This window comes from Pantoea sp. QMID4 (genome assembly GCF_030270445.1).
Lineage (GTDB): Bacteria > Pseudomonadota > Gammaproteobacteria > Enterobacterales > Enterobacteriaceae > Pantoea > Pantoea vagans.
Genome location: NZ_BSXL01000003.1, coordinates 155084 through 171558, shown reverse-complemented (window position 1 = coordinate 171558; position 16475 = coordinate 155084). Strand labels below are relative to the sequence as shown.

Annotated in this window: 17 protein-coding genes; 11 read left to right on the top strand and 6 right to left on the bottom strand. The window is 56.2% G+C overall.

Annotated features, from left to right (window positions below; all coding sequences use genetic code 11):
- Positions 1–5 precede the first annotated feature (5 nt).
- The gene (locus QSK07_RS08235; protein ID WP_285721327.1) at positions 6–749 is read left to right on the top strand and encodes an SDR family oxidoreductase; all 744 of its coding nucleotides are present in this window, start codon (positions 6–8) and stop codon (positions 747–749) included.
- A 30-nt stretch (positions 750–779) separates the two neighbouring features.
- On the opposite strand, the gene QSK07_RS08230 is transcribed toward QSK07_RS08235, so the two are convergent.
- Together QSK07_RS08230 and QSK07_RS08225 are read right to left on the bottom strand one after the other, a co-directional pair.
- Positions 780–2219: a 6-phospho-beta-glucosidase gene (locus tag QSK07_RS08230; RefSeq protein WP_285721326.1), complete on the bottom strand. Its 1440-nt coding sequence runs from the start codon at positions 2217–2219 to the stop codon at positions 780–782.
- 115 nt (positions 2220–2334) lie between these two features.
- On the bottom strand, positions 2335–3054 hold the full coding sequence (locus QSK07_RS08225) for a MurR/RpiR family transcriptional regulator (protein WP_275221443.1): 720 nt from the start codon (positions 3052–3054) through the stop codon (positions 2335–2337).
- 169 nt (positions 3055–3223) lie between these two features.
- Between QSK07_RS08225 and trhA the strand changes: the two genes are divergently transcribed.
- Positions 3224–3889 (top strand): PAQR family membrane homeostasis protein TrhA, encoded by a 666-nt coding sequence (gene trhA, locus QSK07_RS08220; protein WP_285721325.1) that lies wholly within the window; start codon positions 3224–3226, stop codon positions 3887–3889.
- 51 nt (positions 3890–3940) lie between these two features.
- On the opposite strand, the gene ygfZ is transcribed toward trhA, so the two are convergent.
- Positions 3941–4927 (bottom strand): tRNA-modifying protein YgfZ, encoded by a 987-nt coding sequence (ygfZ, locus tag QSK07_RS08215; RefSeq protein WP_285721324.1) that lies wholly within the window; start codon positions 4925–4927, stop codon positions 3941–3943.
- 226 nt (positions 4928–5153) lie between these two features.
- Between ygfZ and sdhE the strand changes: the two genes are divergently transcribed.
- Both sdhE and QSK07_RS08205 read left to right on the top strand, forming a co-directional pair.
- Positions 5154–5420 (top strand): FAD assembly factor SdhE, encoded by a 267-nt coding sequence (gene sdhE, locus QSK07_RS08210; RefSeq protein ID WP_098052456.1) that lies wholly within the window; start codon positions 5154–5156, stop codon positions 5418–5420.
- Entirely contained in the window at positions 5395–5805 is a 411-nt protein-coding gene (locus QSK07_RS08205) for a protein YgfX (RefSeq protein ID WP_285721323.1), read from the top strand. Before sdhE ends, QSK07_RS08205 begins: the two co-directional genes overlap by 26 nt.
- Before the next feature lie 72 nt (positions 5806–5877).
- Here QSK07_RS08205 and fldB read toward each other — a convergent pair whose 3' ends face one another.
- Complete coding sequence (fldB, locus tag QSK07_RS08200) at positions 5878–6396, bottom strand: flavodoxin FldB (protein ID WP_285721322.1); 519 nt, start codon at positions 6394–6396, stop codon at positions 5878–5880.
- A 102-nt stretch (positions 6397–6498) separates the two neighbouring features.
- On the opposite strand from fldB, the gene xerD reads away from it, so the two are divergent.
- The 6 genes from xerD to QSK07_RS08170 all read left to right on the top strand — a co-directional run bounded on the left by xerD (position 6499) and on the right by QSK07_RS08170 (position 13339).
- On the top strand, positions 6499–7392 hold the full coding sequence (gene xerD / locus QSK07_RS08195) for a site-specific tyrosine recombinase XerD (protein ID WP_285721321.1): 894 nt from the start codon (positions 6499–6501) through the stop codon (positions 7390–7392).
- Between the two features lie 21 nt (positions 7393–7413).
- Positions 7414–8127 carry a bifunctional protein-disulfide isomerase/oxidoreductase DsbC gene (dsbC, locus tag QSK07_RS08190; protein ID WP_098052459.1) on the top strand — a complete coding sequence of 238 codons (714 nt, stop codon included), beginning with the start codon at positions 7414–7416 and terminating at the stop codon, positions 8125–8127.
- Positions 8128–8130: 3 nt separating this feature from the next.
- Entirely contained in the window at positions 8131–9867 is a 1737-nt protein-coding gene (recJ, locus tag QSK07_RS08185; RefSeq protein ID WP_285721320.1) for a single-stranded-DNA-specific exonuclease RecJ, read from the top strand.
- Between the two features lie 232 nt (positions 9868–10099).
- Positions 10100–11198 (top strand): peptide chain release factor 2 gene (gene prfB / locus QSK07_RS08180; RefSeq protein ID WP_275221375.1). Its coding sequence is split into 2 segments (ribosomal slippage): positions 10100–10174 and positions 10176–11198, totalling 1098 coding nucleotides; the frame shifts between segments, so codons are not numbered across the junction.
- A 2-nt stretch (positions 11199–11200) separates the two neighbouring features.
- On the top strand, positions 11201–12721 hold the full coding sequence (gene lysS / locus QSK07_RS08175; protein ID WP_285721319.1) for a lysine--tRNA ligase: 1521 nt from the start codon (positions 11201–11203) through the stop codon (positions 12719–12721).
- A 123-nt stretch (positions 12722–12844) separates the two neighbouring features.
- The gene (locus QSK07_RS08170; protein WP_285721318.1) at positions 12845–13339 is read left to right on the top strand and encodes a cupin domain-containing protein; all 495 of its coding nucleotides are present in this window, start codon (positions 12845–12847) and stop codon (positions 13337–13339) included.
- Here the strand turns inward: QSK07_RS08170 and QSK07_RS08165 are convergent.
- A complete protein-coding gene (locus QSK07_RS08165; protein WP_285721317.1) occupies positions 13336–13962 on the bottom strand; it encodes a S1 family serine peptidase in 627 nt (208 codons plus the stop codon). The genes QSK07_RS08170 and QSK07_RS08165 overlap by 4 nt on opposite strands.
- A gap of 361 nt (positions 13963–14323) precedes the next feature.
- Between QSK07_RS08165 and QSK07_RS08160 the strand changes: the two genes are divergently transcribed.
- The gene (locus QSK07_RS08160) at positions 14324–15487 is read left to right on the top strand and encodes an MFS transporter (RefSeq protein ID WP_285721316.1); all 1164 of its coding nucleotides are present in this window, start codon (positions 14324–14326) and stop codon (positions 15485–15487) included.
- On the opposite strand, the gene QSK07_RS08155 is transcribed toward QSK07_RS08160, so the two are convergent.
- Entirely contained in the window at positions 15484–16404 is a 921-nt protein-coding gene (locus tag QSK07_RS08155; RefSeq protein WP_285721315.1) for a LysR family transcriptional regulator, read from the bottom strand. The genes QSK07_RS08160 and QSK07_RS08155 overlap by 4 nt on opposite strands.
- Positions 16405–16475 lie beyond the last annotated feature (71 nt).

Sequence of the window (16475 nt, the reverse complement as noted above, 5' to 3'; positions counted from 1 at the left end):
TCAGCATGAAACTGGCACTGGTTACAGGTGGCAGCCGCGGTATCGGACGGGCCACGTCGCTGTTACTGGCAGCACGGGGTTATCGGGTTGCGGTGAACTATCGTCAGCGTGAGGCCGAAGCGCAGCAGCTGGTGGCGCAGATCCAGCAGCAGGGCGGTGAGGCTTTTGCGGTTCAGGCGGATATCAGTGATGAAGCCCAGGTCATGGCGATGTTTGCCCGGCTCGACCAGCAGCCTGTGCCGCTGGCGTTGCTGGTGAACAACGCCGGGATGCTGTTTCAGCAGTGCCGTACAGAGCAGCTGGATGCGGCGCGCCTGCATAAGATCTTTGCCACCAACGTCGTCGGGACCTTTCTCTGCTGTCGTGAGGCGGTTAAGCGGATGGGCACCCATCACGGCGGTCAGGGCGGCGCGATTGTAAACGTTTCGTCGGCCGCGTCGCGCACTGGTGCGCCTGGTGAATATGTCGATTACGCCGCCTCAAAAGGGGCGATGGACACGCTGACGAAAGGCTTGTCGCTGGAAGTAGCGCAACAGGGGATTCGGGTCAACGGCGTCCGTCCGGGATTCATCTATACAGAGATGCATGCCGATGGCGGCGAGCCAGGCAGGGTGGACCGGCTTGCCAGCGTGATCCCAATGGGACGTGGTGGTGAGGCAGAAGAGGTGGCGGAAGCGATCGTCTGGCTGGCCAGCGACGCGGCCTCTTACGTCACCGGCAGCATCATTGACGCTGCCGGTGGCCGTTAGCTGGCTTCGCAGTTTATGCGGTGTGAAGAATCAGAGGTTTTCGCCGTTGCTGGCGATAACCTGCTGATACCAGCCAAAGCTCTTCTTTTTCGCACGAGAAAAATCACCGCTGCCATCATCATTTTTATTTACATGAATAAAGCCGTAACGCTTGTCGTACTGGCCGGTGGTGAAGGAGACGCAATCCAGACAGCCCCACGGCGTATAGCCCATTAACTCGACGCCATCATATGTCACGGCTTTCTTCATCTCTTCGATGTGCGCACGCAGATAGTCGATGCGGTAATCATCTTCAATCAGCCCGTCGGCATTGGGCTTATCGATAGCCCCAAAACCGTTCTCCACAATAAACAGCGGCTTCTGGTAACGCTCGTACATCTCGTTCATGGCATAGCGCAGACCAACCGGGTCGATCTGCCAGCCCCAGTCTGACGCTTTCACATACGGATTTTTCACCACGCCTTCAAAGCCGGTAATCGGGTCGTCAACGCCGCTGGCATCGGTCTTCACGGCGTTACTCATGTAGTAGCTGAAGCCGACATAGTCTGCGCAGCCCTGACGCAGGGTTTCGGCATCGTCCGCTTCCATCTGGATGTCATACCCTTTGCGCGCCCACTCTTTCAGGGTGTACGCCGGATAGTAGCCGCGCATCTGCACGTCACTGAACACATAGCGCTGATGCATCGACTCCTGCGCCAGTACCACATCGTCCGGGTGGCAGGAGAACGGATAAACCGGGACCATGGCGATCATGCAGCCAATCTGAAAGTCAGGATTGATATCGTGGCCGAGTCTGACCACTCTGGCGCTGGCAACAAACTGGTGGTGCATCACCTGATACATTGCCTCTTCAGGTTTCTCGTGTTCGGTGAAGATCACGCCTGAACAGCAGTAACCAAACAGCGGATACTGCCAGTTGCGCTGGTTGTTAATCTCGTTAAAGGTCATCCAGTATTTCACTTTGTTCTTATAGCGATTCAGCACCACTTCGCTGAAGCGCACAAAGAAGTCGACCACGTTACGGTTATGCCAGCCGCCATACTCTTTGACCAGGTGATAAGGCATTTCGAAGTGCGAAAGGGTGATGACCGGTTCAATGCCATACTTCAGCAGTTCATCAAACAGATCGTCATAGAATTGCAGACCCGCTTCGTTGGGCTGCTGCTCATCCCCGTTGGGAAAGATGCGGGTCCAGGCAATGGAGGTGCGGAAGCATTTGAAGCCCATCTCTGCAAACAGCGCGACATCCTGTTTATAGTGGGAGTAAAACTCCACGCCCTTGTGGTTCGGATAAAAATGGCCAGGCTGCACGCCGTCGGTGATCACCCGGTCAACGCCATGCGAACCGCCGGTCAGCACGTCAGCAATGCTGACGCCTTTGCCGCCCTGATCCCAGCCGCCTTCAACCTGATGCGCTGCCACCGCGCCGCCCCAAAGAAAGCCTTTCGGTAACTGCAATTCTGCACTCATTCTTCACCCCATTGCGGATATTGAAATTGGGCTGAGTGTAGCAAGGCAATAATGAAAGTCACGATATAACAACGCGCCAGTAATTGCGCTTGTTACATCTGAAAAACAGGCTGTTTTATTTGCCCAACTGACGACCGATCGCTTCAATAATATAGGTGACTGGCACCTGCGTCGTAATATCGGTGTTGTCCGCCATGCGGATAATCGGCACATGGTAGCAGAGGTTGAAATCACCCATCTTCGCCAGCGAACAGCTTTCCGTGTTGGTTATCGCAATGATTCTGCACTTATTCAGACTGAACTGGCTGGCAATACGCAGGATCTCTTCGGTTTCACCAGAGACGGATAAAATAATGGCAATGGCATTTTCATAGAGATCGGGTGCGACCGGATAATAGGGATCGTCAATCGCATGACTGAATTTACCGAGGTTGGAGAAAAAGCGCGCGCCATATTTTGCCAGGCTGCCGGAGGTACCGACACCAATAAAGAAAACCCGCTCAGCCTGATTGACCTTCTGCGCGGCCTGGGCAATGAGCTGTTCAAATTCCGGGTTATTAATACTTTTAAAAAAGCTCAGCATTTCGCTGACACCCGCTGTGTTGAGCAGTGGCGCGCTCTGTTTTTCGCTTAAGCGCAGGCGGATGCGGAATTCCGACCAGCCCTCGCAGTCCATCTTGCGGCAGAAACGCAGCACGGTGGTGGTGGAGACACCAGCCTGCGCAGCCAGCTCGCGGATCGTCATGTAACTGACGCCTTCACGGTGCTTAATGATGAACTGATAGACCTGCATTTCCAGATCGTTAAGGCGGGCGAGATCGCGATGCGAAAACATGGATGACTCATTGAGCAGTTGACCGGCGGTCAGTTTACCAGATTCATCACCGGGTTTAACGAATAGCGAAATTCATCAGAGAATTTTTAGCGTACAAGTGTACACTGAAAAAAATCCGGGCTACGATGGATAACGTTATTACTGCGATGGAGCTGCTCAGGATACGAATATGACAACCACACTCTCTCAAAAACATCGACCCGCTGCGGGTTATCAGTTCGCCGAAGAAGTTGCTAACAGCATCAGTCACGGTCTGGGCTGCCTGTTTGGTATCGTCGGGCTGATACTGATGATCAGTCAGGCAACTGCGCGTCAGGCGGACACCCTCACGTTTATCAGTTACAGCCTCTATGGCGGCAGCATGATCCTGCTGTTTCTGGCCTCGACGCTTTATCATGCGGTTCCGGATGGACCGGCCAGACCCTGGCTGAAAAAGCTGGATCACTGCGCTATCTATCTGCTGATTGCCGGCACCTATACGCCGTTTCTGCTGGTCGGTCTGAGAACGCCGCTGGCGTATGGATTAATGGCGGTGATCGGGGGGCTGGCGCTGGCCGGTATTCTGTTCAAGCTCACGATTGCGCATCGCTTCAAAGCGCTGTCGCTGGTGACCTATCTCTGTATGGGGTGGCTGTCGCTGATTGTGGTTTATCAGCTGGCGATGATCCTGCCAGCGGGCTGCATCTGGTTGCTGGCCGCTGGCGGGATTATTTATTCGCTGGGTGTGATCTTCTTTGTGGCGCGACGCATTCCCTATAACCATGCCATCTGGCATTTGTTCGTGCTGAGCGGCAGTCTCTGCCACTTCTGCGCCATCTATTTTTATGTGCGCTGATCTGAATTACAGCACTGGCCCTGCCCTTAACGGAAGAGCCATTCAGCGGAATCAGCTCTCATCCAGCGAGTAGGGCAGCGGCTGAACGGTCAGATGGCCGCCTTCATCACCTTCAATCCGCAGCACGCTATCCGGCTCCAGATCGTTATTCAGCACCACCTGAATCCAGCTGATGCCGTCATCCAGCTGCACCGCAGTTAGCACGCTGCCGGTCCGACGCCAGCGGTCACCCATCTGCAACTCCAGCGGGGCATTGGCTTCCGGCAGATGACTGGCCTGACCCGCCAGCCAGTAGAGCGCACGTTTATTCGCACCGCGATATTTCGCCCTGGCGACCATCTCCTGACCGGCATAGCAGCCCTTTTTAAAGCTAATCGCATTCAACGCCTGCAGGTTGGTGGCCTGCGGAATAAACTGCACGCTGGTGGCCGGATCGATCACCGGAATTCCCGCTTCAATCTCCAGCGCCAGCCACTGCTGACTGTCATTGAACTGCGCATTATCGTTGAGCTTCTGCTTCAGCGTCTCAGCCATAGCCTGCGAGGTAACAATCAGAAAACGTTCGGCGGGATGCGCAAACCACAGCAGCGTCGTTTCTCCCTGCTGTACCACCGGTTTCTCGCTGTCAGGCAGGCTATCGAACAGATTCGCCAGCGCGGCGCGTGCCTGAAAACCGGCGACGCCCAGCAGTACGGACTCATCGTCAGCCGCCATCGTCACTTTCGAAAACACCGCGTATTTCTTCAACTCGGTGAGTTGGGTGTCGCGAAGTTCACGGCGGATCAGATAAGCATAGCCTTCGCCGCGATGGAACAGACGCAGGTTGCTCCACATTTTGCCTTTGGCATCGCAGTGTGCGGCGGGCGAATGGTGGTTTGCATCCAGCGCCGCGACATCCAGCGTTAACTGACCCTGCAGGTAAGCGGTGCTGTCTGCACCGGTAATGGAAACCAGTGCCCAGCTATCCAGTGACATCAGGGTTAACGGCAGACGAGACGACGCGGCAGGCTGGCGCGGCGGTAAAGTAAAAGTGGGCATGGAGATATCCTGTGTAAGAAGGTTCATCCGGAATGTTGTCTTCAATGTTAAAAGAGCCGACTGGCAATGCAACCTGTTTACGGAAAACGGCGCACAAAAGGCGTGATAATCCTGAAAACAGATAATCTTAAATGTGGCAGGTTGCACAGCCTGCGACGCTGCGCCTGCGAGCCGTAGTAAACCAGGTTACACTAGCGGCCACGTTGTGAATTGTGGAAATTGACGCATGGATATTAATGATAAATCACGTATTCAGTGGGCCTGCCGTCGTGGCATGCTGGAACTGGATGTGGCTATTATGCCGTTCTTCAAATTTGAGTATGACACGCTGAACGACACGGATAAGCAGGTCTTTGTTGCCCTGCTGAAGAGTGACGATCCCGATCTGTTTAACTGGCTGATGAATCATGGCGAGCCAGTCGATCCGGAGCTTAAGCGGATGGTGAAACTGATCCAGCAGCGTAACCATGATCGTGGCCCGGTGGCAATGTAAGCTGCGGCCCTCTCGCCTGGCGTGCGGATGTCTGTGCGTCTGGCTGGTGGCTGCCTTTCCTGGTGTAATGCTGATGACGCTGCCTGTGGGCGGCTGGCTGATTAAAACGCCGGTTATTCTGCTGATGCTGGCTGAAGGCTGGCGTTGTTTCCGGCGATTGATTCGGCGACACGGCACATTGCAGCGGGAAAGCGTTCATTGCTGGATCTGGCAGGGAAAACGCTGGCGGCCCACCCAGCCGCTGCGGTGGTTACCGATTGGCGTACTGCTGGTAGCGAAGAGCGAACAGGGGGCTATGCTGCGCTTGTGGCTGATGCAGGACAATATGGAGCCGGACGAATGGCGGGCGTTACGCGCCAGCTGCTTTAGTAAGGCGCGGCATTAACAGCAACAGGGCTGGCAATCATCGTCTGCTGGCGCATGGGTTCAACAACAGCAGACCAGCGCGCCTGGGCGGTCAGAGCAGGGCGGCAGTTTCGGTTAACACCTGTTCACACCACTGCTCAACACGCTCATCAGTGACCTCAAACTGATTCACATCATCCAGCGCCAGACCCACAAACTGCGCACCATCGGCACTCAGCGGTTTAGGGCTGGTGAACTCATAGCCGTCAAGCGGCCAGTAACCGACAAAACTCACGCCCATCGGCAGCAGTAATTCGTGCAGCATGCCGAGCGCATCTAAAAACCACTCGCCATAGCCAATCTGATCGCCCATGCCATAGAGCGCAACAATCTTGTTTTGCAGATTCAGCGCGGGCAGCTGCGTCCAGATAGCTTCCCAGTCCTCCTGCAACTCACCGAAATCCCATGTCGGGATGCCCATGATCAGCAAATCGTACTGCTCCATCAGGCGCGGGTCGTCATCTTTGACGTTATGCAGCGTCACTAACTCTTCGCCAATAAAATCGCGAATTTTCTCCGCTACGATTTCGGTGTAACAGGTACTGGAACCGTAAAAAAGACCGATTTTCATGCAGATAACACTCTGTAAATACTGACTTTGGCGCAATTGTACCAGAAGCGCCGCTGAATCAGGCATAATGAGCATGATTTAACACCAGACGGCGGAGATAACGTGCAGGACAGCGATCTGACAGAACAGTTTCTTGATGCGCTCTGGATTGAACGCAATCTGGCGCAGAACACTCTCTCCTCTTATCGTCAGGATCTTCAGACGCTGACTGGCTGGCTGGTGCATCACCAGCTGACGCTGCTTAGCGTGACGCCGCTGGATCTGCAGCAGTTCCTGGCCGAACGGCTGGAGGGTGGCTACAAGGCGACCAGCTCAGCACGGCTGCTCAGCGCCATGCGTCGCCTGTTCCAGTATCTTTATCGCGAAAAGCTGCGCCCGGACGATCCCAGCGCGCTGCTGTCCGCACCAAAACTGCCGCAGCGTCTGCCGAAAGATCTCAGTGAAGCTCAGGTTGAGCGGCTGTTGCAGGCACCGGATACCAACATCCCGCTGGAGCTGCGCGACAAGGCGATGCTGGAGGTGCTCTATGCCACCGGCCTGCGCGTCTCTGAACTGACTGGACTGACGCTCAGCGACATCAGCCTGCGTCAGGGCGTCGTGCGGGTTGTCGGTAAAGGCGATAAAGAGCGGCTGGTGCCGTTAGGTGAAGAAGCGGTTTACTGGCTGGAGCAATATATGGAACATGGTCGCCCATGGCTGCTCAATGGTCAGACGCTGGACGTGATGTTTCCCAGTAATCGGGCACAGCAGATGACGCGCCAGACCTTCTGGCATCGCATCAAGCACTACGCCACGCTGGCGGGCATCGACAGCGAAAAGTTATCGCCGCATGTGATGCGTCACGCCTTTGCGACCCATCTGCTGAACCACGGCGCGGATCTGCGTGTCGTACAGATGCTGCTGGGACATAGCGATCTCTCCACCACCCAAATTTATACGCACGTCGCTACTGAGCGCCTGCGTCAGTTGCATCAACAACACCATCCGCGAGCCTGATTCGCGGCCATAAGGATAAAAATGAACAAGCATTTTGCCATGCTGGCCCTGTTAGCCAGCGCCTTTTCCGGTCTGGCCCAGGCCGATGACAGCGCCATTCAGCAATCCCTTAAAAAGCTCGGTCTGAACCAGACGGAGATCAGCCCGTCGCCCTTGCCAGGTTTTAAAACCGTGCTGTCGGAAAGCGGCGTGCTCTATGTGACTGATGACGGCAAACATATGATTCAGGGCCCGCTCTATGATGTCAGCGGCAAACAGCCGGTCAACGTCACCAACCAGCTGCTGGACAAAAAAGTCGAGGCGCTGGTGCCGGAAATGATCGTCTACAAAGCGCCAAAAGAGCAGCATGTGATCACGGTGTTCACCGACATCACATGTGGCTACTGTCACAAGCTGCATGAACAGATGGCGGACTACAATGCGCTGGGCATCACCGTACGCTACCTGGCGTTCCCGCGTGAAGGGCTGAATGGTCAGATCGAACCCGCGATGAAAGCGATCTGGTGCAGCGCTGATCGCAATAAAGCGTTCGATGAAGCGATGAAAGGTAATGCGCCGAAGATGGCCGCGCCGGACAGCTGCAAAATCGATATTGCTCAGCACTACAAACTGGGCGTGCTGTTTGGCATTCAGGGCACACCCGCGATGCTGACCGACACCGGCATGATGATCCCGGGTTATCAGTCGCCGCAGGAGCTGAAACAGGTGCTGGACAAACAGAAGCGTGGTGGTTAATCGGTGTTAAAACAGGAAGTGGAACTGCGTCGCCGGGAGGTGACGGTTGACGATGCGCTGCCGGCCACGCTGCCGCCGCTGCTGAAACGACTCTATCTGCAACGCGGCGTGTGCGACGCCGTGGAGCTGGAGCGCGGTGCGAAAAACCTGCTGCCGTATCAGTCCTTAAGCGGGATTGAGAGCGCCGTAGCGCTGCTGCACCAGGCGCTGCTGGATGGGCGTCGCATTATGGTGGTGGGCGACTTTGATGCCGATGGCGCAACCAGTACTGCGCTGACGGTGATGGCGCTGCGCAGCATGGGTGGCAGCAACGTGCGATATCTGGTGCCTAACCGCTTTGAAGATGGTTATGGCCTCAGTCCGGAAGTGGTGGAGCAGGCGCGCGCGCGCGGTGCCGCAATGATCCTGACGGTCGATAACGGCATCTCCTCTCATGCCGGTGTGGAGTGCGCGCATCAGCACGGTATTCCGGTGCTGATTACCGATCACCATCTGCCGGGCGAAACCTTACCGGCCGCTGAAGCGATCGTGAATCCCAACCTGCCGGACTGCAACTTTCCCTCACGCGCGCTGGCGGGCGTGGGCGTCGCGTTCTATCTGATGCTGGCGCTGCGCGCCCATCTGCGTACGCAGGGCTGGTTTGGCGCTACCCGCGCTGAACCGAATCTGGCGGAGATGCTGGATCTGGTCGCGCTCGGCACGGTAGCCGATGTGGTGCCGCTCGACGTTAATAACCGGATTCTGGTGTGGCAGGGGCTCAGCCGTATCCGGGCCGGAAAATGTCGGCCAGGCATCCGGGCGCTGCTGGAGATTGCGAATCGCGATGCGCGTCAGCTGGCGGCCAGCGATCTCGGTTTCGCGCTGGGGCCACGGCTCAACGCCGCAGGCCGCCTCGATGATATGTCGGTGGGCGTGGCGCTGTTAATGACCGACGATCTCAGCCAGGCGCGCATGCTGGCCAGTGAACTGGATGCGCTGAACCAGACGCGCAAAGAGATAGAGCAGGGCATGCAGAGCGAAGCGCTGGCGCTGTGCCAGGTGCTGGAGCGTGAACAGAGCGATCTGCCGCTGGGACTGGCCTTCTATCATCCCGAATGGCATCAGGGCGTGGTGGGCATTCTCGCCTCTCGTCTGAAAGAGCGTTTCCATCGTCCGGTCATTGCCTTTGCGCCGGCCGGCGACGGCACGCTGAAAGGCTCGGGCCGTTCGATTGCCGGTCTGCATCTGCGCGATGCGCTGGAGCGTCTGGATACGCTGAATCCTGGCCTGATGCTGAAGTTTGGCGGTCACGCTATGGCGGCCGGTTTATCGCTGGAAACCGCGCGCTACGAGGAGTTTCGTCAGCGCTTTGCCGACCTGATCGGAGAGTGGCTGGATGGCGAATCCCTGCAGGGCATCATCTGGTCCGATGGCGCGTTACAGCCGCAGGAGTTTTCGCTGCAGACCGCAGAGATGCTGCGCGAAGCCGGTCCCTGGGGCCAGGCTTTCCCGGAACCCGCGTTTGACGGCAAATTTAAGCTGCTGCAACAGCGTCTGGTGGGCGAGCGTCATCTGAAAGTGATGGTCGAGCCGCTGGAGGGTGGGCCGCTGATCGATGGCATTGCCTTTAATGTCGATACCACGCTCTGGCCTGACAGCAGTATTCGTCAGGTCGAACTGGCTTATAAGCTGGATATTAATGAGTATCGCGGTAACCGCTCGGTGCAGCTGATCATCGACCATATCTGGCCGCTGAACTGAGTCTGACAGGCTGTCGCGTATCTCCGGCCACGGCAGAGGCGCGACAGCCTGATTATCCCCTGCATTAACCCGCTGCACGTGAGTATGTCGCTGCGTTCCGATACGCAAATGCGACACGTCACGCAACCCCGGCATCCGCCCACTGTCTCAGCGCTACAATCTGCCGCCAGTTTCGGGTAAACTTATGCGTTAATTTTCCTGTCCCATCGAACATAAGAAAGACGCTAAAGCCATGTTTGAAATCAACCCGGTCAAAAACCGTATTCAGGACCTCAGTGAGCGCAGCGACGTTCTTCGGGGGTATCTTTGACTACGATGCCAAGAAAGAACGCCTCGAAGAAGTAAACGCCGAGCTGGAACAGCCCGATGTCTGGAACGAACCTGAGCGTGCTCAGGCGCTGGGCAAAGAGCGTTCCTCGCTGGAAGCTATCGTGCAGACGCTGGAACAGATGTCGCAGGGCCTTGAAGATGTGCAGGGTCTGCTTGAGCTGGCCGTAGAAGCGGAAGACGAAGAGACCTTCAACGAAGCCGTTGCCGAGCTGGATGTGCTTGAGGGCAAGCTGGGCGAACTGGAATTCCGCCGCATGTTCTCTGGCGAATATGACAGCGCCGACTGCTACATCGATTTGCAGGCAGGTTCCGGCGGCACCGAAGCGCAGGACTGGGCCAGCATGCTGATGCGTATGTATCTGCGTTGGGCCGAAGCAAAAGGCTTCAAAACCGAAATTATCGAAGAGTCTGAAGGTGAAGTTGCGGGTATCAAGTCTGTGACCATTCGCGTGTCAGGCGACTACGCCTTTGGCTGGTTGCGCACCGAAACGGGTGTGCATCGCCTGGTGCGTAAGAGCCCATTCGACTCCGGTGGTCGTCGTCACACATCTTTCAGCTCTGCCTTTATCTACCCGGAAGTGGATGACGATATTGATATCGACATCAACCCGGCCGATCTGCGCATTGACGTCTATCGTGCGTCGGGTGCGGGCGGTCAGCACGTTAACCGGACCGAATCTGCGGTGCGTATTACCCATGTTCCAACCGGTACCGTCACCCAGTGTCAGAATGACCGTTCTCAGCACAAGAACAAAGATCAGGCAATGAAACAGATGAAAGCGAAGCTGTACGAGCTTGAGATGCAAAAGAAAAACGCTGAGAAACAGGCGCTGGAGGACAACAAGTCCGACATTGGCTGGGGAAGTCAGATCCGTTCTTACGTTCTCGATGATGCACGCATCAAAGATCTGCGCACCGGCGTAGAGACGCGTAACACCCAGGCGGTGCTGGACGGCGATCTGGATCGTTTTATTGAAGCTAGTTTAAAAGCAGGGTTATAGACATGTCTGAACAACAACCGCAGAGCGCCGATGCCGCCGTTGAGTTAAATAACGAACTGAAAACGCGCCGCGAAAAGCTGAGCGCGCTGCGTGCCAACGGTCTGGCGTTTCCTAACGATTTCCGTCGTGACAGCCTTTCGAACCAGCTGCTGGAAAGCTATGGCGAGAAGAGCAACGAAGAGCTGGAAGCGCTGGGTATCGAAGTCAGCGTCGCCGGACGTATGATGACCCGTCGCATCATGGGTAAAGCCTCCTTCGTCACCCTGCAGGATGTGAGCGGCCGGATTCAGCTTTACGTTTCACGTGACGATCTGGCGGAAGGCATCTACAACGAGCAGTTTAAGAAATGGGACCTCGGCGATATCCTGGGCGCGCGTGGCAAACTGTTCAGAACCAAAACCGGCGAACTGTCGATCCACTGTTCAGAACTGCGTCTGCTGACCAAAGCACTGCGCCCGCTGCCGGACAAGTTTCACGGCCTGGCCGATCAGGAAACCCGTTACCGTCAGCGTTACCTTGATCTGATCGCCAACGAAGAGTCTCGCAACACCTTCAAAATTCGTTCGCAGATCATGGCCGGTATTCGCCAGTTCATGGTGGGCCGCGACTTTATGGAAGTGGAAACCCCGATGATGCAGGTGATCCCGGGCGGCGCCTCTGCGCGTCCGTTTATCACCCATCACAATGCGCTGGATATCGACATGTATCTGCGTATTGCGCCAGAGCTCTACCTGAAGCGTCTGGTGGTGGGCGGCTTCGATCGCGTGTTCGAGATTAACCGTAACTTCCGTAACGAAGGTATTTCGCCACGTCATAACCCAGAGTTCACCATGATGGAACTCTATATGGCTTATGCGGATTATAAAGATCTGATCGAGCTGACTGAAAGCCTGTTCCGTACGCTGGCGCAGGATGTGCTGGGCAGCACGGTCGTGCCTTACGGCGAGCAGGAGTTTGATTTCGGTAAGCCGTTTGAAAAACTGACCATGCGTGAAGCGATCAAGAAATACCGCCCGGAGACGGATCTGGCCGATCTGGACGACTTCGATAAAGCCGTGGCGATTGCACAATCCCTGCATATCAAAGTAGAGAAGAGCTGGGGTCTGGGCCGCGTTGTGACCGAGATCTTCGAAGAGACGGCAGAAGCGCATCTGATTCAGCCAACCTTCATCACCGAATATCCGGCTGAAGTCTCTCCGCTGGCCCGTCGTAACGATGAGAACCCGGAAATTACCGATCGCTTTGAGTTCTTCATTGGCGGCCGTGAAATCGGTAATGGTTTCTCCGAGCTGAACGATGCAGAAGATCAGGCTGAGCGTTTCCTGCAGCAGGTGAATGCCAAAGATGCGGGTGATGACGAAGCGATGTTCTACGACGAAGACTATGTCACCGCACTGGAACACGGTCTGCCGCCAACCGCAGGTCTGGGCATCGGTATTGACCGTATGGTGATGCTGTTTACCAACAGCCATACTATCCGTGATGTGATCCTGTTCCCGGCATTGCGTCCAGGCAGCAAGTAAGTCTGACTGTAATCAGAAAAGGCCGGGCATCCCGGCCTTTTTTATATCTGCTGTTCGCCTCGCCACGCTTGAGTCATGCCGCTTCCTCTGCCAGGCTGAATGTCTCAACCTGGAGCCATCATCATGACGCAACGTCCCGACTGTATTCGCCACTGGCAGGCGCTGGAAGGCGAAGATAACGAACACTATGCCGACAGCGATGAGCGCATGTCGATTGGTGCGCCACTGGGGAGATTGCTGGGATTAACCCGCCTTGGCATTCACCATGAAAGGCTGTTGCCCGGACGCCGCTTGTCTTATCCCCACGCGGAGAGCGCGGAAGAAGAGTTCATTTTTGTGCTTGAAGGACATCCTGACGCCTGGATTAACGGCGAGCTTTATCCGCTGTCGCCGGGCGATGCAGTGGCCTTTCCGGCAAGCACGGGCATTTGCCATACCTTTATCAATAACAGCGAGCACGAGGCACGCTTCTTAGTGATAGGGGAGACCAGCAAGCCTGAAAATCGTATTGCTTATCCTCTTAACCCGGACTACGAAGCGACCCGTCACGACAGATGGCTGAATCCGCCCGAACATCCTATGGGCAACCATCCCGGTTTGCCCGACAAAAAAACTTAAGATTTTATCGCCTGATCCAGCCAGGTCTGGAATCGTGAATAGGGCACATAGAGCGCAACGTTCTTATACAGCGTCCTACCGCTGGCATTATCGTTGATGTCATTGCTGTAGCCGATAATCACACCTGCCAGCGTGTCGTCTGAGGCGTTATAGACTGCGCCGCCCGACATCCCTTTCACCACACCTGCATTCGCCGCTACGACGACGCAGTCCGGCTTGTTCCAGCGATTGGCCAGCGTGGTATTAATCAGGTTCTGTCCGCTGGAGCTGACCGGCATGGCCGAAATGAAACTGTAGCCGTAGAGATTCACCCGGTCGCCGATATGGCTATTGCGGAAGCTGGGTGGCAGGTTCATTTCGCTGTTTTTGTGGTAGACCACCGCCAGATCGCATTGCGGATGCCAGGCTTTGACGCGGTATAGTGAAAACTTCGCCACGTGCGCGGCGGTCAGGCTGTACTCCGGCGTCAGCGGGATAGTGGTACCGAGCGTACCAAAGCCCAGCACGGTGGGAATGCCGGTTACGGTCATATCAACCCGTTTTTCAGCCTCTTTACTGTACTCATAATGACCCACCGAACAGCCGGTTAAGCCAAACACCATTAAGGCTATGAGTCGTTGCATTCTCTCTCCCTGCGTCAGAAGTTGATTACATCACCTGGCAATGAATTAGGGATATATCGGCAACGTTAAGGATTTATTAATTAATTCCGCATTAAAAAGCGTAACCGGTTAACAGAAAATGACAACCTGGCCGTGGGGGATTGAGGCTGTGCGGGCCGGGCCTGCAGGCTACAGACGAAAGATTTTTACGATAACGCGGCAGGATTATTGCGGCGGCGGCAATAATCCTTTGCTGCACGCAGGCTAGGTCGCAAATCAGCGCTGTGCTGTAATACTCAACGTGACGCAGATCAAATTCTAACAAGCGTCGAGGGGCGGCGCGTCTGCGCGGTTCACCTGCAAATAAAACCGGGAGAGTGTTATGCCTGTAGCATTAATGGCGCTGGCGTTGAGTGCGTTCGCCATCGGAACCACCGAATTTGTCATTATGGGATTGCTGCCGGAGGTGGCACGTGACCTTCAGGTGTCGATTCCGTCGGCAGGCTGGCTGATCAGTGGCTATGCGCTGGGCGTGGCGATAGGTGCGCCGATTATGGCGCTGCTCACCGCCAGACTGCCGCGCAAAAAAACGCTGATCCTGCTGATGGTGATCTTTATTGTCGGCAACCTGCTGTGTGCGCTGGCTTACAACTACAACCTGCTGATGCTGGCGCGAATCGTCACCGCGCTCTGTCACGGTGCTTTCTTTGGCATCGGCGCGGTGGTTGCCGCCAGCCTGGTGCCGGCCGGTCGTCAGGCTTCTGCTGTGGCGCTGATGTTTACCGGGCTGACCCTGGCTAACGTGCTGGGCGTTCCGCTGGGAACCAGCTTCGGACAGATGTTTGGCTGGCGCGCCACGTTCTGGAGCGTAGCGGTGATCGGCGTGCTGGCGTTTATCGCCCTGATCGTGAGTCTGCCGAACAATAAAGAGGAGAAGCCGGTTCATCTGGCGAGTGAAATCGGGGCGCTGGCCAACGGGAAACTCTGGCTCTCGCTGCTGATGACGGTGTTCTTTGCCGCGGCGATGTTTGCACTGTTCAGCTACATTGCGCCGCTACTGTTAGAGGTAACGGGCATCAGCGATCGGGGTGTCAGCTGGACGCTGTTCCTGATTGGCGCGGGCCTGACAGTAGGTAACATTCTTGGCGGCAAACTGGCCGACTGGAAAGTCTCTTTCAGTCTGATCCTCAGCTTTTCACTGATTGCCATCTTCTCGCTGCTGTTCAGCTGGACCAGCCATGCGTTGTGGCTGGCGGAGCTCACTCTGTTCCTCTGGGCAATGGCGACCTTTGCCACGGTACCGGGCCTGCAGATCAACGTGGTCCGTCACGGCAAAGAGGCACCAAACCTGGTCTCAACCCTGAATATTTCAGCGTTTAACGTCGGTAATGCGCTTGGGGCCTGGGTCGGCGGGGCGGTTATTGGCCGTGGTTTTGGCCTGACGGCGGTGCCGGTTGCGGCAGCTGCGCTGGCCGCTATCGGCCTGCTGATCTGCCTGATCACCTTTCGTAAATCGGGCAGCGCAGCCGCCCGAGTTCGCGCTTAAGCCAGGCGGGCGGCAATACGTGCCGGAAAGTCAGCCACCTGCTGCTGCAGATGGCTGACAAAGGCATCGACCAGCGCTGACGCGGGGCGGTGTTGTGGCCTCACCAGGCTGACGGTAAACGGCACCGCCACGCTGAATTTTCGCATCACCACACCGCTGTCGGCGTAATCCAGCGCCGTCAGTGGATTCACAATCGAAATACCCACGCCCGCTCTGACCATCGCGCACACCGACGCGGCGCTGTGCGTCTCCATCACCAGCCGCCGTTCGACTCCCTGATCCTGAAACAGCGCATCCAGCAGTTGACGATAGCTGTCGTTGCGCGACAGGCTGACATACTCTTCGCCCGCAAAGTCCTGCGGTGTCAGTTCTGCACGCTGGCTCAGAGGATGATGCTGTGGCAACACGCACACTTCATCACAGGTTAGCAGGGCGAGGCGGTCAGTGCCGGCCGGCGCGTGCTGAGTTTCGGTTAAGCCGATATCGTAGCGCTGTGCCGACAGCCACTCCTCCAGCAGCGGCGACTCCTGCGGAATCACATTCAGGCTCACATCCGGGTAGCGCTGTAAAAACGGCTGACACAGCGGTGGCAGCAGCGACTGCGAAAAAACCGGCAGGCAGGCGATCGACAGCTCACCCTGACGAAACTGACGCAACCCTTCTGCCGCTTCCATGATGCGATCCAGCCCATACCAGGAGCGCTGCACTTCTTCAAACAGACGTAATCCCTGCACCGTCGGTTGCAGGCGACCGCGTACCCGCCCGAAGAGTGCTAATCCCAGCTGCTGCTCCAGTCGCGCCAGCTCCCGGCTTACGGTCGGCTGTGAGGTATGCAGCAGCGTAGCAGCCTGGGTCAGGTTGCCACTGGTCATCACCGCATGAAAAATTTCGATATGCCGCCAGTTGATGTTTGCCACGCCGCCTTCCTATATCCATTCTGAATAGATGCTATTAAAACAGATATTTTTCGCTATGGCATGATTCTGGC